Source organism: Phaeodactylibacter xiamenensis (assembly GCF_965229835.1).
Taxonomy (GTDB): Bacteria; Bacteroidota; Bacteroidia; order Chitinophagales; family Saprospiraceae; genus Phaeodactylibacter; species Phaeodactylibacter xiamenensis.
The window spans coordinates 5,254,222-5,277,968 of the sequence record NZ_OZ245931.1; the positions used below are offsets into that span (position 1 = coordinate 5,254,222).

16 protein-coding genes are annotated in these 23,747 nt (G+C 51.8%); 5 read left to right on the plus strand and 11 right to left on the minus strand.

The window, feature by feature from the left end; genetic code table 11:
• Both ACO08I_RS20020 and ACO08I_RS20025 read right to left on the minus strand, forming a co-directional pair.
• Nucleotides 1-4,344 (minus strand): PAS domain-containing sensor histidine kinase, encoded by a 4,344-nt coding sequence (locus ACO08I_RS20020; RefSeq protein WP_421946893.1) that lies wholly within the window; start codon nt 4,342-4,344, stop codon nt 1-3.
• A 92-nt stretch (nt 4,345-4,436) separates the two neighbouring features.
• Nucleotides 4,437-4,799 carry a transmembrane 220 family protein gene (locus tag ACO08I_RS20025; RefSeq protein ID WP_044216798.1) on the minus strand — a complete coding sequence of 121 codons (363 nt, stop codon included), beginning with the start codon at nt 4,797-4,799 and terminating at the stop codon, nt 4,437-4,439.
• Between the two features lie 62 nt (nt 4,800-4,861).
• Between ACO08I_RS20025 and ACO08I_RS20030 the strand changes: the two genes are divergently transcribed.
• Nucleotides 4,862-4,987 carry a hypothetical protein gene (locus ACO08I_RS20030; RefSeq protein WP_421946894.1) on the plus strand — a complete coding sequence of 42 codons (126 nt, stop codon included), beginning with the start codon at nt 4,862-4,864 and terminating at the stop codon, nt 4,985-4,987.
• A 30-nt stretch (nt 4,988-5,017) separates the two neighbouring features.
• A complete protein-coding gene (locus ACO08I_RS20035; RefSeq protein WP_421946895.1) occupies nt 5,018-7,282 on the plus strand; it encodes a zinc-dependent metalloprotease in 2,265 nt (754 codons plus the stop codon).
• Between the two features lie 4 nt (nt 7,283-7,286).
• Here ACO08I_RS20035 and pyrH read toward each other — a convergent pair whose 3' ends face one another.
• The 7 genes from pyrH to ACO08I_RS20070 form a co-directional block, all read right to left on the minus strand.
• Complete coding sequence (gene pyrH / locus ACO08I_RS20040; protein ID WP_044217266.1) at nt 7,287-8,003, minus strand: UMP kinase; 717 nt, start codon at nt 8,001-8,003, stop codon at nt 7,287-7,289.
• Between the two features lie 149 nt (nt 8,004-8,152).
• Entirely contained in the window at nt 8,153-8,986 is an 834-nt protein-coding gene (tsf, locus tag ACO08I_RS20045) for a translation elongation factor Ts (RefSeq protein ID WP_044216795.1), read from the minus strand.
• 51 nt (nt 8,987-9,037) lie between these two features.
• Nucleotides 9,038-9,763, minus strand: coding sequence for a 30S ribosomal protein S2 (rpsB, locus tag ACO08I_RS20050; RefSeq protein ID WP_044216794.1), 726 nt, complete (start codon nt 9,761-9,763; stop codon nt 9,038-9,040).
• A 75-nt stretch (nt 9,764-9,838) separates the two neighbouring features.
• Entirely contained in the window at nt 9,839-10,225 is a 387-nt protein-coding gene (gene rpsI, locus ACO08I_RS20055) for a 30S ribosomal protein S9 (RefSeq protein WP_044216793.1), read from the minus strand.
• Between the two features lie 30 nt (nt 10,226-10,255).
• Complete coding sequence (rplM, locus tag ACO08I_RS20060; RefSeq protein ID WP_044216792.1) at nt 10,256-10,699, minus strand: 50S ribosomal protein L13; 444 nt, start codon at nt 10,697-10,699, stop codon at nt 10,256-10,258.
• A gap of 305 nt (nt 10,700-11,004) precedes the next feature.
• Nucleotides 11,005-12,096 carry an ATP-binding protein gene (locus tag ACO08I_RS20065; protein WP_282778859.1) on the minus strand — a complete coding sequence of 364 codons (1,092 nt, stop codon included), beginning with the start codon at nt 12,094-12,096 and terminating at the stop codon, nt 11,005-11,007.
• A 3-nt stretch (nt 12,097-12,099) separates the two neighbouring features.
• Nucleotides 12,100-13,686 (minus strand): DUF5691 domain-containing protein, encoded by a 1,587-nt coding sequence (locus ACO08I_RS20070; RefSeq protein WP_421946896.1) that lies wholly within the window; start codon nt 13,684-13,686, stop codon nt 12,100-12,102.
• 304 nt (nt 13,687-13,990) lie between these two features.
• Here ACO08I_RS20070 and atpD point away from each other — a divergent pair, with 304 nt between their 5' ends.
• Complete coding sequence (gene atpD / locus ACO08I_RS20075) at nt 13,991-15,508, plus strand: F0F1 ATP synthase subunit beta (RefSeq protein WP_282778855.1); 1,518 nt, start codon at nt 13,991-13,993, stop codon at nt 15,506-15,508.
• A gap of 83 nt (nt 15,509-15,591) precedes the next feature.
• Nucleotides 15,592-15,894: a F0F1 ATP synthase subunit epsilon gene (locus tag ACO08I_RS20080; RefSeq protein WP_044216787.1), complete on the plus strand. Its 303-nt coding sequence runs from the start codon at nt 15,592-15,594 to the stop codon at nt 15,892-15,894.
• Between the two features lie 122 nt (nt 15,895-16,016).
• Here the strand turns inward: ACO08I_RS20080 and ACO08I_RS20085 are convergent, their stop codons facing one another.
• On the minus strand, nt 16,017-16,796 hold the full coding sequence (locus ACO08I_RS20085) for an anti-sigma factor (RefSeq protein WP_282778851.1): 780 nt from the start codon (nt 16,794-16,796) through the stop codon (nt 16,017-16,019).
• Nucleotides 16,786-17,400: an RNA polymerase sigma factor gene (locus ACO08I_RS20090; protein WP_282778849.1), complete on the minus strand. Its 615-nt coding sequence runs from the start codon at nt 17,398-17,400 to the stop codon at nt 16,786-16,788. Before ACO08I_RS20090 ends, ACO08I_RS20085 begins: the two co-directional genes overlap by 11 nt.
• A 446-nt stretch (nt 17,401-17,846) precedes the next feature.
• Between ACO08I_RS20090 and ACO08I_RS20095 the strand changes: the two genes are divergently transcribed.
• Entirely contained in the window at nt 17,847-23,561 is a 5,715-nt protein-coding gene (locus ACO08I_RS20095; RefSeq protein WP_421946897.1) for a CHRD domain-containing protein, read from the plus strand.
• The last annotated feature ends 186 nt before the right edge of the window (nt 23,562-23,747 follow it).

Sequence of the window (23,747 nt, forward strand, 5' to 3'; positions counted from 1 at the left end):
CTAAAAGTTTTTGTGCAGTGTAAAAATGAAAGTAGCTCCTTCACCGGGCCTGGATTTCACCCAGATATCTCCTCCGTGCTGTTCGACTACCCGCTTGCATAGAGCGAGCCCAATACCCGAGCCAGGGTAAAGCTTTTTGCTATGCAGCCGCCGGAAGAGCTGGAAAATCTGCCCATGGTACTCTTCATCAATGCCTATGCCGTTGTCCTTTACTGTAAATTGCCAGTGTTCGTCCAGGTCTTCCACTGTAATAGTGACTTTGGGCTGAACGCCTTTTTCCTGAAATTTGATACCGTTCGAAATCAGGTTTTGAAACAGCTGCCCGAGCTTTGTGGGGTTGCCGTTTAGGACAGGCAGTGGCTCCTGAATGATGAGATCAGCATTTTTATCTTTAATCAGCCCCCGAAGAGATTGCTGCACTACGACAAGGAGCTCATTCAGGTCTACCTCTTCAAAGCCAGGGTCTTCACTATTGGTGAAACGGGCAAACTCCAGCAAGTCTTCAATGAGCTTGTTCATATGAATGGCACTCTTGCTGATAAAGTCCAGATAAGAGTTGGCATCCTCATCGAGTTGATTTTCATACCGGCGCTTCAGGAGTTGCGAAAAGCTATTCATGGTACGTACCGGCTCCCGGAGGTCATGGGAAACAGTGTGGGCAAAGTTTTCCAGCTGCAGATTGCTGTTGACATAGCGGGTGAGCTTTTCATTGTTATAGTCAAGCTCCCGCAGCTTATTTTGCAATGCCTGCTGGGCAATTTTGAGTTCGGTCACATCTCGGATCACCACGATGGCTTCTGATCGGTTGATGCTGTTGATCCGGGCTTCAAAGAAGCGCATGCCTTCACTGGATGGGAGAGGATATTCAAAGGTTTCCACATCTCCTTTTTCCAGTGCTTTTTTCAAATTGATTTTCAGAGCATGAGCAATGTGTGGCGGGAGGACCTCGTCTATTTTTTTATTCAGGAATTGCTCGGGGGGCAGGATCAGCTTCGGGGCTTCTCCCTTTGGGGCAAAGAAGCTGACAAAGCGGTGTTCCTTATCAATTCGGAATTTAAGGTCCGGCAGGGCATCGAGGATGGCACGTTTGAGGTCCTCACTCTCTTGTAGCGCCTGCTGGGCTTCCATCCGGCTTGTGATATCCTCAATAGAACAGATAATGCTCTCAGGCTGGCCATTAATATCTCTGATAATACTGACGAGCAGGTTGCTCCATATTTGGCGGCCTTCTTTATGGCGCAGTTGCTGTTCAAACTGATTAATAGTGTTGTCTTGCTTAAGCGTATGTACCAGTCCTTCAAAGAGCCGTTCGTCAATGCTCAGGTCGTTGAGCGTTTTATGGGTGAGTTCCTGCCTGGAGTAGCCCAGTAGCTGAGAGGCCATTTCATTGACTTCCTGAATGCCTCCATCCATATTGCAGAACAATATGCCCAGCGGGCTGTCTTCAAACAAGCTGCGGAAGAAGGCTTCACTTTCCGTGAGGGCTTTTTCGGCTGCTTTCCGGTGGTCAATATCTATGTGAATGCCAGCAATTTTTACAGGCAGCCCCTCTTTATCGCGGCTCATGACCCTGCCTTTATCGTGCACCCACTTCCAGTCTCCGTCTTTTGTACGCAATCGGATTTCTACTTCAAATAACTCCGTTTTGCCAGCGAGTTGGTCGTCGAGCACCTTTCTGAGCAGGGGGGCGTCTTCCGGATGAATGAGCTCGAAAAAAGTTTGTGAAACGGGCTTGATTTCATGAGGTGCATAGCCCAGCATTCCGCCCCAATGGAGGTTGTAGAAACAATCATCGGTCTGGTAATTCCACTCCCATAAGCCTAGTTTGGCGGCATCAAGAATGAGTTGGGTACGCTGCTGGCTTTCCTTGAGTGCGAGTTCGGTGGCTTTCAACTCCGAAATGTCAACGGTTATGCCAGTAGCATGAATCGCCTGCCCGGTTTCATTCCGCCCGGTTACTTTACCGGTATCATAGACCCAATGGTAATGGCCCTGTGCATCTTTGATACGGTAGTCAAGGCGGAAATTATCCGAAGCTCCGGTTTGAAAGTGAAAGCTTTCCTGAATCCTTGGGACATCATCAGGATGAAGGTATTTTACCCAGTCTTCATAGCGGTCCGTTAGGGCTTCCGGTGTATGGCCGAGGTGTTTAAACATCAGCGCATTATTGGAAACCTTCCTGTTGGGGATATCCCATTCCCATATCCCAATCCGGGATCCTTCAATTGCCAGATTGAGCTTTTCCTGACTTTGCTGAAGTTCCAGCTCGGTCTGTTTGCGCTGATTGATATCAATAAGCAGGCCGGCGTAGTACTTTTTGCCTTCCAGGACATAGAGTTCTCCGCGAACGACGACCCAATTATAGGAACCCTCTTTCGTCCTGAGCCGGAGCTCTACTTCGAAGCTCTCCTCCAGCTCAATTTTTTGTATAGCATGGTTGAAGCGTGGCTCCTGGTCATCAGGGTGTACTAGCTCAAAGGCACTCGTCAACGTGAGTTTAAACTCATCCGTTTCGAAGCCGAGAATTTTGAAAAAGGTGGAAGAAATCTTTACATGCTCTGTATCAAGATCTAGCTCCCAAAAGGATACCATAGCACTTTCAGAAACCATATCAAGGAGTTCCTGCTGAGCTTTGAGCTGCATCATGGCGCCCTTCTGAGAGGTAATGTCTACAAAAATCCCACTACCCTGTATAGGGTACCCTTCTTCGTTCCAGGTTAAGGCCCGGCCACGGTTAAGTACCCATTTGTAACTGCCATCCTTAGCACGCAAACGCATTTCGTGTTCAAACACCTGAGGGTTATTCCTCAGTTCAAGGTGTTTGGTGGCCTTGGAGATGAAAGGAGGCAGGTCATCGGGATGGACCAGGTTGTTGAATTCTTTGGGGTTGGATGGCGTTTCAGAATTATCGTACCCCAGAAGCTGCCAGAAGTAGTCATTGAAGCGGGCTATTTTCCCGGGCAGGTCCCAGTACCAGGTGGCTACCTTCGCTCCTTCGAGAATGAAGTTTAGTTCCTCGCGTTGTTTGCGCAGGGAAAGTTCCATCTGTTTACGTGCAGTGATGTCTGTTTGCCCGCCCCATATACCTATCATGTGGTTGGCCTCAAATACACCTACCACATGATTGTTGAACCAGCGCTCAGTTCCATCGGGTGTGATCTCGTGGGTTTCAAAGTCTTTAATCTTAAAGTTTTTCTTGAAGAACTGCAGGGTGGATTTCCGGTTTTGAGCCTCGCCCTCCCCTTTGTGCAGGTCTGCGACTTTTTTGCCGATAAGAGCCTCCGGGCCTTCCAGGCCATACATTTTGGCCATCGCTTTATTGCACTCTGCGATGACAGCTGAGGCATAGTAATGTTCCATTTGCTCTTCCGGAGTGAGCCCTTCAAGAGGGATCGGCGGATCGCACTTCACAAAGTAAATGCCTTCTTCGGCGTGTTTGATGAAGTTGTGGTACCGTTCTCTGCTTTTGGCTTCCTGCTCCTTGATACGCAGCCAGGGGGAGATGTCAAGCGATAAGCCGAGTACGTTGTTGGTGCCTTCTTCTCCTTCACTCGTTACAGGAATTTTCAAGGTTTGCAGGTGTATTTCCTGTCCTTTGGGAGTCGTGATTTTATCTTCCGGCAGCCACATCGTCGCGCCCTCATCCAGTACACGAAGGTCTTCCTCCCGGTACCGGGCCACTTCCTGTTCGTGCGGGTTGAAGTCGCTGTCTGTTTTGCCGATAAGCTCTTCCACCGGCACGCCATAAATTTCAGCAACGCGCTTATTTACCAGAACAAAACGGCCTTCACGGTCTTTGGAAAAGACAAGCCCGGGGATGTTATCAATGATTTTTCGAAGGTAGTCACGTTGCACCTTAATCTTTTTCTCCTGTGTAAAACGGGAGATCGCCGCGCCCAACCCTTCAAGATAGGGCTGTATGGGCTGAAGCGGGTCTGAGCTTCCGGTAGCCTGAGCGACAGGTATGCGGGCAATGAAAAAGCCGGCAGCCTGGCCCTTTGACCGGATTGGGGCAGCGATGATGTGGTGGTTCTCGGAGGGAGATGGAAGTGCCACATACGATTCTGAACCCGCCTCGTGTTCCAGTTTGCGAAGCCAGGAATCTGGTAAGGAGGTTTCCTGGACTTCCCATTGGCCGCTCTCGCAACGGTGGATGCTGGTAATTGGTGAAGGAGTGAACGGGGCAGCAGCGGGCAACCGGAGCACCCATATCGCATCTGTATTTACCAGGGGCACCACTTCAGGAATAGTAGTGATAATACCTCTTTGCAGAGAAGGTGCCTGCTGTAAGGTGAGGACTGATCTTAGGAGCGTTTGTAAAACAGTTGGGGCTTCAAGTGACATTTTTGTGCATTATGCTTGGGGCCTGTGAATGCTCCAATTTACCCTTTTTCACGGATAGATGCATTCTAATTAGTAAAAATCATATATCATTGTTATGTCCAGCCTTTTCGGCCTCTGATGAGGTAGCCGCCAAACATCAGCGCACAAAGCATGAGCCCGAGAAATTCCCGGGTCAGCTCAATGTGGGGCTGTTCGGTCTTCATTTCTTCGGTAATGGAGGGAGCACCCATGGAAACCCAGTCCAGGAAAGCGGGAAACAATTGTATGCCCCAAATGGTAATGACTACGAGCCCCGCAATAGCGAGCCACCGGAAGGATTGCCGGAAAAAGGCAAGCAGGGCTACGGCACTGACACTCAGGTAAAGGGCAACCCAGCTCCAGGGATCCGGATCATTAAGCTGGAAATAGGCAAATAGCGCAAATAAAGCCGCTGCGATCAAATGGCCATATTTCATGTCAGAGGACTTTGGTTCTCCGTCAAGTTCTGAATTTTTCTCTACTTTTAAGAAAAAAGGCGATGAGAAAATACCTGCTGCCCGTTGTCCTGATGGGCTGGACTATGTTGCTGCATGCTCAACTACCCACAATTACGGAAAAGACAAAAGGGCTTCAGCCCGGGAGTGGTTTTTTTACCTATTACTAGGATAAAGAGGCCGGCAAAATCTGGCTGGAAGTGGAGCAACTGGGCGAAGAGGTACTTTATATCAACAGCCTGACCGCCGGGTTGGGTTCTAATGACATTGGTCTTGACCGCAACCAACTCGGGGATACAAGAGTGGTCCGGTTTATCCGGGAAGGGCGGAAGGTCTTGCTGCAGGAGCCCAACCTGAAGTTTCGTGCCCGTACTCAAAACCTCCCGGAGCGCCAATCTGTGGAAGAAGCATTTGCCCAGTCTGTGCTGTGGGGCTTTAAAGTCGAGGCGGAGGAAAATGGGAAAGTGCTGATTGACTGGACGCCCTTTCTGATACGCGATGCCCATGGTGTTGCAGAGCGTTTAAAGGAACACAAGCAAGGAGACTTTAAACTCGATGAGGAGCGCAGCATTCTCTGGCTGGACCGGACCAGAAGCTTCCCAGAGAATACGGAGTTCGAAGCCTTGCTTACTTTCACAGGTACACCTCACGGGCAGGAGCTCAAATCGGTTGCTCCTACGCCTGCTTCCTTTTCGGTACGCATGCACCATTCTCTTGTCCAATTGCCGGACGATGAATTCGAGCCACGTTCCTATGATCCGCGCTCGGGCTATTTTCCCCTGACTTTTCAGGACTACGCTGCTCCTATTGATGCGCCTCTGACGCAGCGGCTGATCTACCGGCACCGCTTAGAGAAAGCCAATCCGGAAGCCAAGCGCAGCCGGCCGGTAGAGCCTGTCATTTACTACCTTGATCCAGGAGTACCTGAGCCTATCCGGTCTGCACTGCTGGAAGGGGCCGGCTGGTGGAACGAAGCATTCGAGGCGGCAGGTTTTATTGATGCCTTCCAGGTCAAAGTTTTGCCGGAAGGGGCAGACCCTATGGATGTACGCTACAACATCATCAACTGGGTACACCGTAGCACCCGGGGCTGGTCCTATGGCACCACTGTAGCCGACCCACGCACCGGAGAAATCCTAAAAGGGCATGTACTTTTGGGGTCTCTCCGGGTACGGCAGGACTTCCTGATCGCGCAGGGGCTGGTAGAAGCCTACGAGACCGGAGAAGTAGCTGACCCAAGGCTAAAAGAAATGGCCCTGGCCCGGCTCAAGCAGCTTTCTGCCCACGAAGTAGGGCATACGCTTGGGCTGGCGCATAATTTTGCTGCGAGTATGAACAACCGTGCCTCAGTGATGGATTATCCGCACCCGCTCTTACAATTGGGGCAAGATGGGGCTGTTGATTTCTCAAAAGCCTACGATACGGGCATCGGTGACTGGGACAAACTGGCGATCCGGTACGGGTATACGGAGTTCTCAAAAGAAACAAATGTTAAGGAGGCCCTTAATACCATTCTGATGGAGGGTGTTGAAGCAGGGCTGCACTACATTTCAGACGATGGCGCGCGGTCGGACGGCACAGCTCATCCACTGGCTCATTTGTGGGATAATGGTACTTCCGCACCACAGGAGCTCAACCGCATTATGGATTTACGGCGGGAGGCCCTGAGCCGCTTTGGGGAGGCAAACATTCCGGAGGGGCAGCCTATGTCCACGCTGGAACGGGTACTGACGCCACTTTATTTGTCGCATCGGTATCAGGTAGCAGCCTGTAGTAAGCTTTTGGGCGGATATTACTACACCTATGCACTTCGGGGAGACGGTCAGCCGGTTATCCGCCCTGTGCCGGAGCCGGAACAAAGTGCCGCCATGACCGCACTATTGAGAACGGTAAAGCCAAGTGAGCTGATTATACCGGCTGAGATTCTCGGTCTGATACCTCCACAGCCGATGGGGTACAGCCGGGGAAGAGAATATTTTGAGCCTTATACCGGTACTGTTTTTGATCCTATGGCAGCCGCAGCATCCGCAATTGATTATACCCTTGGCCTGATGCTGCACCCACAGCGGCTTGCCCGGATGGTCAATCAGGAGGCACAGGGTGACTTGCAGAGCATTCACCTTGACCGTTTCGTTGAAGCCTTGTGGAAAACGATGGACGACGCTTACACCTCGTCAGAACGCGCTATTTCAAGGGTAGGTCAAAAGCGGCTCATGTTGCACTTATTGAGATTAGCAGGGGATGACCAAGTTGCGCCGCAGGTGGCAGGTGCCGCCCGCTATCAGGTTGATGCTTTCGAGCGGGGCTTTGAAAAGCAGCTGTCTGACCGGCCCGAACGGGAAGAACGGGCTCACCTAAGCTATATGTTGGGTGAGATACAGAAATTTCGGGAAGCGCCATCGGCATATCAATTGCCCAAGGCACCACGATTGCCGGATGGCTCGCCTATAGGGTGCGGGCAGTAGCGGCCTACCCCTCAACAAGAGTGCCAATAGGCTTGCCCTCTACGATATCCTTGAGGTTGCTTTTGGTATTGATGTCGAATACGATGATCGGCAGGTTGTTCTCCCGGCAAAGGGTAAAGGCAGTCATATCCATCACACTCAGCCCCATGCTGATTACCTTGGCGAAAGTGAGGTTGTCAAATTTGGTGGCGGTGGCGTCCTTTTCCGGGTCGGCGTTATAGATACCATCCACACGTGTGCCTTTCAGAATGACGTCTGCATTGATTTCATTGGCGCGCAGTGCGGCTGCCGAATCCGTGGTAAAATAAGGACTGCCTGTACCGGCAGAAAAGATCACGACCCTGCCTTTTTCGAGGTGGCGGATAGCCCGGCGGCGGATGTAGGGCTCAGCAATCTGCTTCATTTCAATAGCAGAAATCAACCGGGTGTAAACACCCACCGTTTCCAGGGCGCTTTGGAGCGCCATGCCATTAATTACAGTCGCCATCATGCCCATGTAGTCCCCTTGCACCCGCTCAATGCCTGACTCATTGGCCTGTAGCCCACGGTAGATGTTGCCGCCACCGATAACGATCGCAACCTGCACGCCCAGCTCAAGGAGTTCTTTTACCTGCTCAGCGTAGTGCGAAAGCATTTTGGAATCAATACCGAAGCCCTGATCGCCCATCAGGGACTCCCCGCTCAATTTGAGCAGAATTCTGTTATACTTGAGCTGTGCCATATTTCCCAGTTGTTTGAGGTTGAAGCTTAAAGTCGCAGTAGGTTGCAATAATCCTACGAAGGCCTGATACGCATGGTGCATAGCAGACCTTTGCGGGCCAATGATATAAAAAAAGGCGGATTAGATAACTAATCCGCCTTTCGAAAATTTTATCCGAGGGTTACATGCTTAAAGTCTGTAACCGTCAGTTCCTTATCAAACTTCTTCAGGAAGGAAGCCACAGTTTCGTTGCTGTCCTTAACAAACTGCTGATTCAGCAGGGTGTTTTCCTTGAAGAATTTGTTGAGCTTACCCATAGCGATCTTCTCGATAATTTGCTCAGGCTTGCCTTCCTGGCGCGCCTGCTCCTTACCAATTTCGATCTCCTTGTCGATGATAGACTGGTCGACGCCATCCTTATCTACGGCAACCGGCTTCATGGCAGCTACCTGCATAGCTACGTCGCGGCCACCATCGTAGATGTCATCGCTTGCTTTGTTCATGCCTACAAGAACAGCAGCTTTGTTGCCCATGTGGATGTACGGGCTAATCATAGTTGCTTCCAGTTTTTCGTAGGTATCAAGTTCAATCTTCTCATTGATCTTACCAACCAGCTCGGTAACGCGATCGCCCAGAGAAAGGCCATTCATGTCAACCTTGAGCAGGTCTTCCAGTGTATCAGGGAAATGCTGCAGTGCCAGTTCGGCAGCTTTGTTGGTGAAGCCGATGAACTCGTCGCCTTTAGCTACGAAGTCAGTTTCACAGCTCAGCTTAACGATAACACCTTTGGTCTTATCATCAGAAACCAGGGCAACAACAACGCCTTCGTTGGCATCACGGTCTGCACGCTTGGCAGATACCTTTTGGCCTTTCTTACGAAGTACCTCGACGGCTTTTTCGAAATCGCCTTCAGCCTCTTTAAGCGCTTTTTTGCAGTCCATCATACCTGCGCCGGTCATTTCGCGCAGTTTTTTGACATCGGCAGCAGAAATGTTTGCACTCATTATATCTTGTATTGTAATGGTGTGGTAATAAAATCCAGGAACCGCGGCAGCTTAGCCTTTCGCAGTTGCTTCCTTTTCTGATTTGACAGACTCTCTGTCTTTCAGGCCCTGACGGATGCACTCCGCCATGTAGTTGGTGATGATGGCAATCGACTTGGATGCATCATCATTGGCAGGGATAGCATAATCAACCTGAGAAGGATCAGAGTTGGTGTCCACCATACCGAAAGTTTTCAGTCCCAGCTTGTGCGACTCTGCTACAGCGATATGCTCGTGGTGGATATCCACGATGAATACCGCAGAAGGCAGGCGGTTCAGGTTTGCGATACCACCGAGTACGCGCTCCAGCTTGTTGCGCTCGCGGGTCAGGGTAAGGCGCTCCTTCTTGGTTACATTATCCAGTGTACCATCCTGGAACATGCGGTCGATGTTGTTCATCTTCTTGATCGAACGGCGGATCGTGGAGAAGTTGGTCATCATACCACCAAGCCAGCGGTCAGTCACGAAAGGCATGCCGACTTCGCGCGCTGCATTGGCAACGATTTCGCGGGCCTGCTTCTTGGTCGCAACGAACATGATCTTCTTACCAGACTTCGCCATTTGGCGGGCGGCATTACCAGCGCGCTCCAGGCTATCCAGGGTGCGGTTCAGGTCAATGATGTGAATCCCTTTGCGCTCCATGAAGATATTAGGTGCCATCTTGGGGTTCCACTTTCTCTTGAGGTGGCCAAAGTGCACACCTGCATCCAACAAATCTTTATAGGTGGGCTTTTCCATTTTCTTTTTGCTAAAGTTTGAATTTGGAAGCGAGCCGTACGCAGACAGCCCGCCACGAATACTGAATAACGAAAATTAACGCTTGCTGAACTGGAAGCTCTTACGTGCCTTAGGCTTACCGTACTTCTTACGTTCAACAACGCGGGAGTCACGGGTAAGATACTTTTTGTCCTTCAGCGGCTTGCGGAAGTCTTCGTTCAGTTTGACGAGCGCACGGGCGATGCCCATACGAATCGCTTCGGCCTGACCTTTGTAGCCACCGCCATTTACGTTGATCTTCAGGTCGTAGATGTTCTCCACTTCTACGGTCTGAAAAGGATCCGTAAGGTTATATTGGATGTGATTTTGAGGGAAGTACTCTTTGTAGTCCTTACCGTTGATAACGATTTTGCCTTCACCTTTCTTGAGGTAAACACGGGCTACAGACGCTTTTCTTCTCCCAATGGCATTGATCATTTCCATATTTATCGAGATTGTCCTGCTTTTTTAAAATTAAAGTTCCAGTTTTTCCGGCTTCTGTGCCTCGTGTGGGTGCTCAGCGCCTTCATAGACGAAAAGCTTCTTGAACATCGCACGGCCCAGGCGGTTCTTGGGCAGCATACCACGTACGGCAGCTTCCACTATACCAATTGGCTTCTTGTCCAGCATTTCCTTAGCTGTGCGGGACTTCTGGCCGCCGGGGTAACCGGAGTAGCGCTGGTATTCCTTTTGGTCCAGCTTGTTGCCGGTAAACCGGACTTTGCCTGCGTTGACAACAATGACGTAATCGCCCGTATCTACGTGTGGCGTGTAGGAAGGCTTATGCTTCCCACGGAGAACAGAAGCAATTTTGGTACACATACGGCCAACCACTTCGCCTTCAGCGTCGATGATGTGCCACTTGCGTTCTACTGTCTCTTTTTTTGCAGATTGCGTTTTATAACTTAGCGTATCCACTTTTCAAATAATTTAATTGTTGATCAATAGAAAATCAGGAGGAAATGGAGCGATGCGAGCGAAGTTATGCACCTTCTTTTTGCACCTGTTTTTCTTAATTGTTTCGCCTTGATCGGGCTGCCTCTGAAAAGGCAGGTGCAAAGGTAGCGCTCTTTAATCCAATAAACAAGGCTTTTGATAAAAAAATCGCAAAGGTGCTTTTGTAAGTGCCTGAAAAACAGTCTAAATATCGCACGGAAATTTCAAAGGGGATATTGAAAGAGCATATTGAATATCCGAAAATCGGGCCCTTTAGGTATCATTTTCTATTTTCCCAACAGCCCTCTGCTTGCCTCGTACAAGTTTCCCCAGCCCTTGCGTTCCTTTACGACCGTCTCCAGGTACTCTTCCCATGCGGCCAGGTCCTGCACCGGGTCTTTAACAATTGCACCCAGCAAACTGCCGGCAATATCCTCCGCCCGGATTTCCCCTTCGCCAAAATGCACAGCCAGCGCCTGCCCGCTATTGATGACCGATATAGCTTCCGCTGTGCTCAGTGTGCTGGAGGGGACTTTGAGCTTGCGCCGGCTGTCTTCGGTTTTGCCATTGCGCAGCTCCCGGAAGATGGTGACCAGGCGCCTGATTTCCTCTACCGGGGCCGCTTGTGGCGGTAATTCGAGGGTGCTGCCGATTTGCGCTACCCGTTGCCGGACGATTTCTACTTCCTCTTCCAGGGTGGCCGGCAGGGGCATGCTTACTGTATTAAAACGGCGGCGCAAGGCACTGGATAGCTCGTTAACGCCCCGGTCGCGGTCGTTGGCTGTAGCAATCAGGTTGAAGCCCCGCTGTGCCCGTACCTCTGAGTTGAGTTCCGGAATGGGCAGCGCCTTTTCGGATAAGATAGTAATAAGCGCATCCTGCACATCGCTGGGGATGCGGGTCAGTTCCTCCACCCGGGCAATACGGCCTTCCTGCATAGCTACCATAACCGGGCTGGGTACCAGGGCTTTTTCTGAAGGGCCCTCAGACAGCAGGCGGGCGTAATTCCAGCCATAGCGCAGGGATTCCTCTGCCATGCCGGCGGTGCCCTGTACCAGGCGTTTGGAGTTGCCACTGATCGCTGCGGCCAGGTGCTCGGATACCCAGGTTTTAGCAGTACCCGGGATGCCCGTGAGCAGCAGCGCCCGGTCGGTGGCCAGGGTAGCTACCGCAACTTCGATCAGGCGGCGGTTGCCAAAATACTTCGGCGAAATTCTGGTGCCATCTTCCAGCTCTCCACCCATGAGGTAGATCATCACCGCCCAGGGCGAAAGGTTCCAGTTGGTAGGGCGGGGGCGGTCGTCGGCAGCTTGCAGGGCTTTGAGCTCCTCAGCGTAGGCGTCTTCAGCTTGTAGTCGGATAGCAGCGTTGGCAGACATATATTATGGTGTTTTCTTGTTGTGATTTTTGCCGGGTGGGTTCAACACTTCGTTCAGGTCTTTGCGGAAAGCCAGCGTTTTCAGCAATCGGTCAATATCGCCTTCCCAGTTGCCCCAGATGGGAGTTCGTTGGTTCCAGCCGGCCCGGAAGGCAGGCAGGATATCCACCGGTGCCAGATAGGCCGCTACCCGGAGGATGCGCTTGTAGTGCCACATATTCCAGTAGACCGACTGCGCAGCGTTGAGCCAGTCCCTGAAGTTTTGGAGTACCTGCCGGGCCACGCGGCTTTCCCACTTATGCACGCCCAAACATAGCAATTGTCCGGCAAAACTGCGCTCCTCGATATAGCCTTGATGCTGCTTTAGGTGTTGGCTCATGATTTCGTTAAAAAGGGGGTCCGGCAAAGCGGCCATAAGCTGCTTGCCCAGGGCGCTGTTCCAACGCACTTCGTTATCCGTGCGCCACCAATGCCGGAGCAGCGCTTCTATCCAGCGGTGGTCCTGATGCAGGAGAGCGGCATTCGCAATAGCATCGGTAAGGAGCTGATGCTGATTGGCCCGGGCGAAAAGGCGCAGGGCATCGAGGGTGGATTTTCTAAAATATGCTTCCCAGCGCTTGGGCGGCACCTTTGACAGGATGTCGTAAGCATAGCCGGCCCTTTCGCCACCGGTGTATTTGTGCTTTTTGCTGCTGTACAGCCCCAGCTTTTTAAAAGCGGATATGGGCTTCGGGGGCGCATGCAGATCCAGGCGGCCATCTTTATGCAGGGTAAGCCAGGTGGCAGCTTCCTTATATAAGGTGTCTTGTAAAGGAGTATCCGGGATTTTGAGCAGCAACTGTGCTGCCGATTGCCGCACTTCCTTCCGGCTGTCGGACAATTGGGCTTCCAGAAACGGTTGGTCTGATGCGTTCAATCCGGTGTCCAGGATGCTAATCAGTTCCTTTTTTTCAGTCGGAGTCAACCCTTCCCAGCAAGTGGTTAACCAGGATGTCGCCTGCTCCGGTTGTTCAAAGCGCAGTCGCCGCAGCATCTGCACCCGATCGGCCTGCGTTTCCTTTTGCCAGTCTGCTACGGGGGGGCGCTCCGCGATCGAGCTCCAGTCCGGGTTAAGCCAGAGGAGCTCAAAGTCTGCCGGTTGGAGGACTGGGCGGAGGGCATACCAGAAGTCTGGTTTCTTAGCGGCTTTGTAAAGCAAGGCAGGCAGGTGCTCAGGGGGCAGGGGCAGATTGGCCTGATGCAGGAGCTGCAACGCTTCAGGCAGGGCTTCCCGGAAGTTGCCGCGGACGATATGTTCCATCTGTCGTGCTGCCTGCGGTGGCGCAGCAGCCTGTTTGCCTTGTAGCATAGGAGTGGTAGGTGCTTCCAATTGCTGCAGCGGGAAGCCTGCACGGCGAAGTTGATGGTACAGGGCAGCACCTTCAAGCACTACCGCTTCCGGTGCCTGCGTGGCCTGTATCCCGACCTGCTCCAAGGCTTTTAAGACTTCCGGTGGTAGCTGTCCGCGTTCTGTGCCCAAAAGGGCTAATTTTGAAAGGGCTTCCCAGATCATAGTATCAAGAATAAGCAATCCGGGAGAATTGTTGGACATAATGAACAGAAAAATATCACAGCCTCCCCGCGGCCTGAAGCCATTGTCTCCTTAGCGATTTGCCTAATCGTGGTATATAGCAGCGTTGTTCGGGGAAATAAAATACCGGAACAGGAGCAGAAGGGGGTGCAATATTTCCCGGGCTCTCCGGAAGCCCGGTGCCGGGGTTTAAGTCAAGGGGCTGATTTATTAGGCTTTAGGTAAGATAAGGGCAGGGAATTGCTTTTGATTATCAACCCAAAAGCCTAAATTTGTGCCGATTTTTAAAAGATACTCTAGTTTTCAACTAAATACACGCACTGATATGGCAAACATCGGTCATGTGAAGCAAGTTATCGGCCCGGTAGTAGACGTAAGTTTTTCTGCTGAGGGTTCGAAACTCCCCGAAATTAATAATGCACTGAAGATCGACCGTCCCAACGGAGAAATTTTGGTGATGGAAGTTCAGCAGCACCTCGGTGAAGACAGCGTTCGTGCTATTGCTATGGATGCAACGGACGGTCTGGTTCGCGGCATGGAGGTACAGGATACCGGCGAAGCAATTGCTATGCCTGTAGGCCCTGGTATCAAAGGCCGTCTCTTCAACGTGGTCGGTACGCCAATCGATGGTATTGGTGCAGTGGTCAACCAAACCGGTTCGGCTTCTATTCACCGCAAACCACCTATCTACGAAGACCTCTCCGTGGAGAAAGAAGTACTCTACACCGGTATCAAGGTGATCGACCTGATCGAGCCTTACCTGAAGGGTGGAAAAATTGGCCTCTTTGGTGGTGCAGGTGTAGGTAAAACCGTACTCATTCAGGAGCTGATCAACAACATCGCGAAGGGATACGATGGTATCTCTGTATTCGCAGGTGTGGGCGAACGTACCCGTGAGGGCAACGACCTGATGCGGGAAATGCTTGAAGCGGGCATTATCAAGTACGGCAAGCACTTCATGGAGTCTATGGAAAAAGGCGGCTGGGACCTCAGTGGCGTGGATATGAAAGAGCTGGAAGATTCTAAGGCAACCTTCGTATTTGGTCAGATGAACGAACCTCCAGGCGCACGTGCCCGTGTGGCACTCTCCGGTCTGACGATTGCAGAGTACTTCCGCGATGGTGATATGAAAGACCCAATGGGCGGTCGTGATATCCTCTTCTTTATCGATAATATCTTCCGCTTTACGCAGGCAGGTTCTGAGGTGTCGGCACTGCTTGGCCGTATGCCTTCAGCGGTGGGATATCAGCCAACCCTGGCTACGGAGATGGGCCTGATGCAGGAGCGGATTACTTCCACCAAGCGTGGTTCTATTACCTCCGTACAGGCGGTATACGTACCTGCGGATGACTTGACAGACCCCGCACCGGCTACAACTTTCGCTCACCTTGATGCGACAACGGTACTGAGCCGTAAGATTGCGTCCCTCGGTATCTACCCTGCAGTGGATCCGCTCGATTCAACATCACGTATCCTCGATCCGGCTATCATCGGTGATGAGCACTACAATACCGCTCAGCGCGTCATGAATATCCTGCAGCGCTACAATGAGCTTCAGGACATCATCGCCATCCTTGGTATGGAAGAATTGTCTGATGAAGACAAGCAGGTGGTACACCGCGCCCGCCGCGTGCAGCGTTTCCTTTCTCAGCCTTTCCACGTAGCAGAGCAGTTTACCGGCCTGCCAGGTGTACTGGTGCCTATTGAGGAAACTATCCGTGGCTTTAACATGATCATCGATGGTGAAGTGGATGAATATCCGGAAGCGGCCTTCAACCTGAAGGGCAATATCGACGAGGTGATTGAAGCAGGTAAGAAGATGCTGGCTGAGGTAGAGGCTTAATTTCTTTACCTCCCACATCCTGAAACGATTGTATTAGGTGCCGGAAGCCTGCCTTCCGGTACCGCCTTATAAACTAAGTCATTATGAATATTACGGTACTGACTCCGGACCGGAAGATTTTTTCAGGTGCGATCTCTTCAGTTAAAGTGCCTGGCACGGATGGTGAATTTCAGGTGCTGAAAAACCACGCGCCAATTGTATCTTCTCTGGATGCGGGCTACATTACCATCACTACAGAAAGTGGTGAATACCGTTTCTTCAATGAAGAGACCGGCGCACTGGAAACGGCAAGCGAAGCCGGGCGCAAGATTCGTTACGCCATCAAAGGCGGCTTCGTGGAAGTACTGAATAATGAAGTGTCTCTGCTCGTCACCGGGCTGAGCTAAGGCACGGTCAAAGATGACTATTGTATTAGCCATCTGAGCTAATACCATGTTTGCCATAAAACTGAAGGGGAATAAGTCCGGCATTGGATTTATTCCCCTTCTTTGTTGAAGTACGCCTCGTTTTAGATCTCTCCAATTACGTACATCTGCTCCAGGGTAGGCGTTTCGCTGCCGCCGCGGGGCTCAAGGGTGACCGCATAAGCCTGGGCGTTTTCGACGTAGGCTACCGGCTGAAGCCCTGAAGTATCAGTATTGACTTCAAAAACGCCCATGCTGACAGGCGCCCCGTCTACAATAGCCCAAAGCTGGTACTGCTGATCGGAAGGCGGTACTGGCAGACTGCCCACATCGATCAGGGAAGCTTCGGATGCCGGGTTGTAAAAGACCGAGGCTATGGCTTCCGGTGAAAGGTCAGTGCCGTTCATACGGGTATTTCGGGTATCGGGGTTGCGCAGGAACTCCAACTCTGCCTGTAGGCGGCCGTTGCTAGCCTGCACGCTGTCGCAGCTGGTTTCGATGGTGTTAATTTCTTCGGACAGCGTAGCAATCGTTGCTGTACTTTCCTGGTTTTGCTGGTAGGCATAAAGCCAGCCCAGAGCCGCTGCAAAAAACAATACCCAGGCTATCGCCAAAAGGGTACGGCTGCTTCCGGGGCCTTTCAACTGAGCCTGTGTGCCCCGCTCATCGAGGGTTTGGAGAATAGTGGACAGCACACCAGGCGGTGGCGTTTGCCCGTGCAGCAGGGCATACTCCTCCAATGCCAGCTCAATGGCTTCAATTTCTTCCTTGATTTCCGGGTATTGCGCCGCATTTTGCTCCACCTCCGCCATTTCTTCCGGAGTGAGCTTTCCGAGCACATATTGCTCAAGAATACCAGACGCTATGTATGCTTTAGGATCCAAAATATCGCTTTATCGTTTCGAACATGGTGATGAAAATAGCCGACAAAAAGCCCTCATTGCCCAGGACTTGCCGTAGGACCTGAATCGCTTTTCTCGACCGTGACTTGACTGTGCCCAGGGGAATGTCGAGCGCATCGCTCACTTCCCGTTGGGTATAGTCCTTAAAATATAGGAGTTCGATAAGAACCCGGGTCTTGTCATCGAGTTTGCTAACGACTTTTCGTAAGCCCGGGTCGGAGGTGTTCAGCTCTTCGCTGAGTGAATCACTGTTATATACGGAGTCTGGGATGGTTTCAGTTCGATTTCCTTTCTTAAATTGACTGGAGCGGATTTTATCGATTGCCAAATTGCGGCAAATACGTACCATCCAGGTGAAGAGGCGCCCCTTGTCAGCATCGTATTTTGAAAAATTATCCCATATTTTCAGGTAGCTGTCCTGTAGTGTTTCTTCCGCGATTTCCTCTGACTGTACAATGCGAAGGATGATATTGTACAGTGCAGGTGAGTAATGTTCGTACAATAGTGTAATCCCCCTCTGTTGTTTTTTGGAAAGCAGATCAATGATCTCCGTTTCCAATGCAGTTCTGGGTTTTGTCTTTGGCATAGTGCGTCTAATGGACTTTAATCAATTGAGTGCTTTCGGGTTCGAACATTCGGCAGCCCTCTTCGTTCCACCGGAAAATGAATTCAACCTCTTATTTGTACAGGCATTTTGCAACTTATCGGATGATTAGGTTTGACTATTTCATCCGCATTTTGAGGAGGCATATCGAAAGGTAATGAAAAAAGACGGGATTCTTTTAATCCGTTCTTCGATATAGCTCCGTACATAACACCAAAGGCAATCATTGGCATAACCCTTAAGCCTTGCTAATCAATAAAATGGGTAATGCACCTCAGTCATAAGCGCAACTGATGCGCGTACTGGCAAACAAAAAACGACAAACAAGTCTGCACTTCACATCTCGTCACGCTTTCGGTCCGGCCGAAGGGCGAAATAGCTATGTTTTTGCAGTCCATTTATAACCGAAAATACAATAAAGTCAATTTATGAAGATTAGAGACTACTTATTTTTATTACTGGTCTTTTGCAGCCTGCCATTTACAGGCAGTGCGCAGATGACCTTTACCGCCGAGCTTAGCGGGCGCAATGAAGCGACTCCGATAGTAAGCCGTGCTTTCGGCGAAATAACTGCCGTATTGGACGGTAACGAGCTTGCTGTATCGGGCAGTTTTACCGGACTTGAAGGCAACTTCGATGTCACGGTAGCGGGCGGTTCTCACATTCACACCGGTTATGCCGGAGAGAATGGAGGGATTACCTTCGAGCTAAGCCCCAATCTTGGTATCCTGCTTAAGAGCGGTACGTTTGAAGCCACCTCCAATACCTTTACGCTGTCTGCCGAAGAGATGGATGCCCTGATGGAACGCCGGATGTATGTGAATATCCATACGACTCTTTATCCCGGTGGAGAAATCCGTGGACAGCTTTTACCGGAAGGCAACAATTACTTGATCAATCTTTCCGGTAGCAATGAGGTGCCTTCTGTCTCTACCGATGGTCATGGAGCCCTTGCCCTTGATGTGGTGGGCGACCAACTGACCGTTACCGGTAGTTTTGCGGATCTGGAAGGCAATTTTGATGCCTCAGTACTGGGAGGCGCACATCTGCATCTTGCCCTGCCAGGGCAAAACGGAGATGTAGACATTCAGCTGAATGCCACGACTAATCCTGATTTGAAAGGAGGCGTTTTCACCGCTGCAGATAATACGTTCGGGCTGGAGCAGAGCCAGATCGAAGCGCTGGAAAACCGCCTTTATTATGCCAACATCCATACGACAGCCTACGGTGCAGGCGAACTTCGGGGGCAGGTCGCCTCCACAGCGGCTTCAACCGTTCTGCGGGCACATCTCTCCGGCAGCAATGAGCAGCCGGCGGTAACGAGCTATGCAACGGGCGTGGTGCAGGCAGAAGTCATTGAAGACAGCCTGATTGTCTACGGTAGTTTTACTGGCCTGGAAAGTGAAGTGGCCACCGATATCGCTGGTGGTGCCCATATTCATACCGGTCTGGCTGGTGAAAATGGGCCCGTCACCTTTGCGCTGACAAGTGACCTGGAAAACAACATGACCGAGGGTACATTTGAGGCGGCAAGCAACCGGTTTGCCCTTACACCAGATGACCTGACCGCCATTTACGACTGCGGCTTTTATGTCAATATTCACTCTGTTGATCAGCAGGCGGGTGAAATCCGCGGGCAACTGTTGCCTGAAGCGCCGGTATACTTCACTGCTGTCCTCGGCGGTGGGTTTGAAGCCCCTCCGGTAACCACCCGCGCCTTCGGTGCCGTGAAAGCCGAACTTCGGGGCAATATGCTTACTGTATCAGGCTCTTTTAGTGAGCTGAGCAGTGCTGTCGATGTAAGTATTGTCGGTGGCGCGCACCTTCACGTGGGGCTGCCGGGCGAAAATGGTCCGGTGGAATTCCCGCTTGCCATTGACCTGAACGGTGACCTCAACGGTGGTACATTCGATCCCGTTGACAATACCTTTGAACTGACAGAAGAACAGGTCATGGCTGTCATGAACCGGTCTTATTACGTCAATATCCATACTTTAACCAATGGTGGCGGCGAACTGCGCGGGCAGCTACTTGGCGAAGCGCGCTATTATATGAATGCAGCTTTGTCAGGAACAAGTGAGGTGCCTGCTGTAAATACGCCCGCCACCGGTCAGGTACTGATGGAGGTCCGATCTGATAATATTATCAGTGTCGGCTCTTTTTCCGGGCTTTCCTCTCTCCTTGATGCTGCTGTAGCGGGTGGCGCACACTTGCACAGCGCACTGGCCGGAAGCAATGGAGGCATAGAAGAAAACCTGTCCTCTGATATCGCCGGAGATGGGCTGAGTGGCGCTTTCCCGGCTGCTGATAACGTCGTGCCTTCCACGGAGGCACTGCGGTCAAGCCTGCGCAACCGCGGGCTATATGTGAATATACACACAGAGGACTTTCAAAGCGGTGAGTTGCGCGGACAGACCTTACCTTTCGCCACGGCTTATTTCACCACATCACTGGACGCTTTCAATGAAGTGCCGGTAGCTATAAGCCCTGCCGTTGGTGGCCTTAAACTGGAGCTCAACGGTGACCAACTGACTGTAACCGGCGCGTTTAGTGGGCTTACTGATGAATTTGATCCGAACATGGGCGGAGGCGCGCACCTTCACCTTGGTGCTCCGGGCGAAAACGGCGGCGTTGATATTGTAATCAATGCTATGACCGCTTCCGATAACCTGTCCGGAACCTTTATGGCCAATAACAACACCTTTACACTTTCAGAAGAGCAGGTCGTTGACCTCATCGCCGGAAATTACTACGCCAATATCCACACGATGGCATACCCCGGTGGCGAACTGCGCGGGCAGATACTCCAACAGAGTAACTTCTTCCCGGTCTCCGCCCCTATGATCAACTTCCCACCCGACGGGGCAGATTTTCTGCTGGAAGGTGGTGCAACAACGGATTTCTCAGCCACCTGGAGTGCGGCTACCGATGATAGTCAGCTCGCCTATGTGTGGCAGTTGTCCACGGATGCAGACTTTGAAGATATTGTCTTCCAGCAAAATGTAGGCAATAACACCGAATTCGTAACAGATTTCGAAACGGTTGACGGCCTGTTGGGCAGCCTTGGCGTAGACGTAGGCACAGAGGTCACGGTCTACCACCGGGCGGTAGCCACGGACGGTGCCGTAGCTACAGCGGGTGCGGCTTCTGCTGTCAACATTACGCGTGGAGAAGTAATGGAAGACCTCTTTGAAGCCACGCTTTCGGGCCACAATGAGGCGCTACCCATTTTGAGCACAGCAACAGGCTTTGTCTCTGCCTCCCTGTCTGGCAACGAACTGACCGTCTCCGGTGGTTTCGAAGGCCTGAGCAGTAAGATTGCAGAAGAAATTGCAGGTGGTGCCCACCTGCATGCCGGTTTTGCCGGTGAGAATGGACCGGTACTTTATCCGCTAAATATTGAAGTCAGCACGGATTCACTCAGTGGAGCTTTCCTTTCCGAAGATAACGTCTTCACCTTGAGTGATGAAGAAGTAGCCATGTTGCGTAATAGAGAAATGTACGTCAATATCCACTCTGATAACTTCGGTGGCGGTGAACTTCGCGGTCAGCTCACGCCGGTATCTGAAGCCATTTATACCATGTCCCTCCTGGGTAGCAATGAAGTACCATCAGCCGTGACATCTGGTCAGGGCGCACTGGTGCTGGAAGTTGCAAATGGCGAACTGACGGTCAGTGGTGCCTTCTCCGGGCTGGAGAGCGATTTTGATGCTGATGTTGCCGGTGGTGCCCACTTGCACATTGGGCAGGCGGGTGAAAACGGCGGCATAGAAATTGGCCTCAACGCCGACGTGGATGCCGAACTGAGAAGTGGGGTCTTCCGCGCGGAGGACAATACCTTTACCCTAACCGAGGATCAGCGCGAACTGCTGAACAACCGCTCCCTGTATGCCAATATCCATACGGCAGACTTTCCGGCAGGCGAGCTGCGCGGTCAACTTGCAGGTACGCCAAGAGCGGTCTTCCGTGCGCACCTGTCTGGTGCCAATGAAGCTCCTGCCGTTACGAGTATGGCAGGTGGTGCCGTAGTCGCGGAATTGATGAACGACTCGACGATTGTGGTTTCCGGTTCCTTCTCCGGACTGGAAAGCGCACTGAATACCGATATTGCCGGTGGCGCTCATATCCACATGGGCTTGCCGGGTGAGAATGGCGATGTCATTTTCCCGCTCAACGTTACTGATGAGGGCGGAAATGCAGGTCGTTTCCTGCCATCCGAAAATACCTTTACCATCAACGAGGATCAGTTGGAAGCCATGATGAGCCGTGGTCTGTATGTCAATATTCATTCTTTGGATCAGCCATCAGGTGAAATCCGCGGTCAGCTGATGCTGGAAAGCCAGGTGGTCTTCACCGGGTACCTGTCAGGCATTTTTGAAGTACCGGAAGCTGCCACCGAAGCCCTCGGTGCAGTACAGGCAGAATTGTCCGGTAACCGGATGACCCTTGCAGGTACCTTCGCAGGACTGAGCAGCCCTGTAGCTACCGATATTGCCGGCGGTGCACATATCCATGCCGGTTATGCCGGACAGACGGGTGATGTGGTGATTCCATTGGCTGTTGATCTGGATAGTGATAACCTTGGAGGCACTTTTGCAGCTATGCCCAATACCTATCAGCTGGAAGAAGATCAGATCGAACTGATGAAAGACCGCGGTCTGTATGTCAATATTCACAGTACCGATATTCAGTCGGGTGAATTGCGCGCCCAGGTGCTACCCGAAGCCCGGACTTACTTCTATGCGCCCCTGAGTGGTGCCAGTGAGGTGCCGGCTGTCAATACAGAAGCAGTAGGTGCGCTCGCACTGGAAGTCAACCCCGGACGTATTACCGCAACAGGTAGCTTTAACGCCCTGTCGAGCATGCTGGAAACCGATATTGCCGGTGGCGCGCACATCCATTTGGGCTACGCTGGTGAAAATGGTGGCGTCCAGAATGTACTGGGTGTACTGGCTGACGCCAATGGCACCAACGGCATCTTCCCCGCCGCCGACAACACCAACATGGCGAGCGAAGGATGGATAGACACCTTACGCATGCGTCAGTATTACGTGAACGTCCACTCTATGGATTTCCCATCGGGCGAAGTGCGTGGCCAGCTGCTACCCTTGTCCACCACCTACTTCACCAGCAGCCTGAGCGGCTTCAATGAAGTACAGCCGATCGGATCAGAAGCGGTGGGCGGCATTAAGGTCGAACTGACTGGCGAGACCCTAACGCTGACTGGTGCGTTTTCCGGACTGGAAAGCCCATTCGATGAGAATGTAGCCGGTGGTGCACACCTCCACCTCGGTGGCCCTGGTATGAATGGAGATGTTGACCTTGGGCTGATGCCTACGATAGATGCCGATCAAACAAGTGGAGCATTTACTGCTGCCGACAACACCTACGCCCTCACAGCAGAACAGGTGGAAGCAATCCGCAGTGGCAGTTACTATGTGAATATCCACACTGAGGAGCAGCCCGCCGGAGAACTCCGCGGGCAGGTACTTCCGGAAATCAACCGCTTCCCATCGGATGAAGCAGAGATTACAGCTCCCGTGGACGGTGCCGCACTGACCATTGAGGGCGATCCGGAAACGCCCTTTGCAGCCACCTGGTCTGAAGCAAGCGACCGCGATGACCTGGTGTATATTTGGCAACTCGCTTCAGAGGAAGATTTTACCGAAGTGCTCGTACAGCAAAATGTGGGCGCGGAGCAGACCTTTGAGACCACCTTTGGTGTGGTGGATCAAATACTGGAAGATGGCGGCATTGCCATTAACCAAACCGTAACGCTGTACCACCGTGCAGTAGCTTCAGATGGTAGTGTAGCCACTCCGGGTGGCTTCTCAACCGTAGAAGTGACCCGTGGGATGGTTACGTCCACACTGGATGTGGCCGCAGCTGGCTTGGGCATGAAAGCTTTCCCAACGGTTACCCGCAATAACCTGACCGTAGAAATGAGCAGTCAGCAAACCCGGAAAGGCCAGCTGATGGTGCATAACGGCAACGGGCAGGCGGTAAACATCGTACCCGTGGAGTTGTCTTCCGGTACAACAGTTGAGCAACTTGACGTCCGGCAAATGCCTGCGGGCACCTACTTCCTGCGCCTCATCGTAGAGGGGCAGCAAGTCGCAACCCGTCGGTTCATCGTCGAATAAGGAGTTGGCCACAATGGTGAATGGAGAATTGATCAGAGCCGGTAGTGCACGTCACTGCCGGCTTTTTTTAGAGCTTGTTGGGATTTTGCTTTTGGAGCGAACGTAGCCAAATTTTGTTCTGGTCAAGGCGTGATGAGGAAACATCCGTACGGACGTGACCGAAGAATAACGAAGAGCAGGATAAAA

Excerpts from the sequence above, each read along its gene's own strand:
- ACO08I_RS20020 (WP_421946893.1), bottom strand. The coding sequence starts at position 4,344 with ATGTCACTTGAAGCCCCAACTGTTTTACAAACGCTCCTAAGATCAGTC.
- ACO08I_RS20025 (WP_044216798.1), bottom strand. The coding sequence starts at position 4,799 with ATGAAATATGGCCATTTGATCGCAGCGGCTTTATTTGCGCTATTTGCC.
- ACO08I_RS20030 (WP_421946894.1), top strand. The coding sequence starts at position 4,862 with ATGAGAAAATACCTGCTGCCCGTTGTCCTGATGGGCTGGACTATGTTG.
- pyrH (WP_044217266.1), bottom strand. The coding sequence starts at position 8,003 with ATGGCACAGCTCAAGTATAACAGAATTCTGCTCAAATTGAGCGGGGAG.
- tsf (WP_044216795.1), bottom strand. The coding sequence starts at position 8,986 with ATGAGTGCAAACATTTCTGCTGCCGATGTCAAAAAACTGCGCGAAATG.
- rpsB (WP_044216794.1), bottom strand. The coding sequence starts at position 9,763 with ATGGAAAAGCCCACCTATAAAGATTTGTTGGATGCAGGTGTGCACTTT.
- rpsI (WP_044216793.1), bottom strand. The coding sequence starts at position 10,225 with ATGGAAATGATCAATGCCATTGGGAGAAGAAAAGCGTCTGTAGCCCGT.
- ACO08I_RS20065 (WP_282778859.1), bottom strand. The coding sequence starts at position 12,096 with ATGTCTGCCAACGCTGCTATCCGACTACAAGCTGAAGACGCCTACGCT.
- ACO08I_RS20070 (WP_421946896.1), bottom strand. The coding sequence starts at position 13,686 with ATGTCCAACAATTCTCCCGGATTGCTTATTCTTGATACTATGATCTGG.
- atpD (WP_282778855.1), top strand. The coding sequence starts at position 13,991 with ATGGCAAACATCGGTCATGTGAAGCAAGTTATCGGCCCGGTAGTAGAC.
- ACO08I_RS20080 (WP_044216787.1), top strand. The coding sequence starts at position 15,592 with ATGAATATTACGGTACTGACTCCGGACCGGAAGATTTTTTCAGGTGCG.
- ACO08I_RS20090 (WP_282778849.1), bottom strand. The coding sequence starts at position 17,400 with ATGCCAAAGACAAAACCCAGAACTGCATTGGAAACGGAGATCATTGAT.
- ACO08I_RS20095 (WP_421946897.1), top strand. The coding sequence starts at position 17,847 with ATGAAGATTAGAGACTACTTATTTTTATTACTGGTCTTTTGCAGCCTG.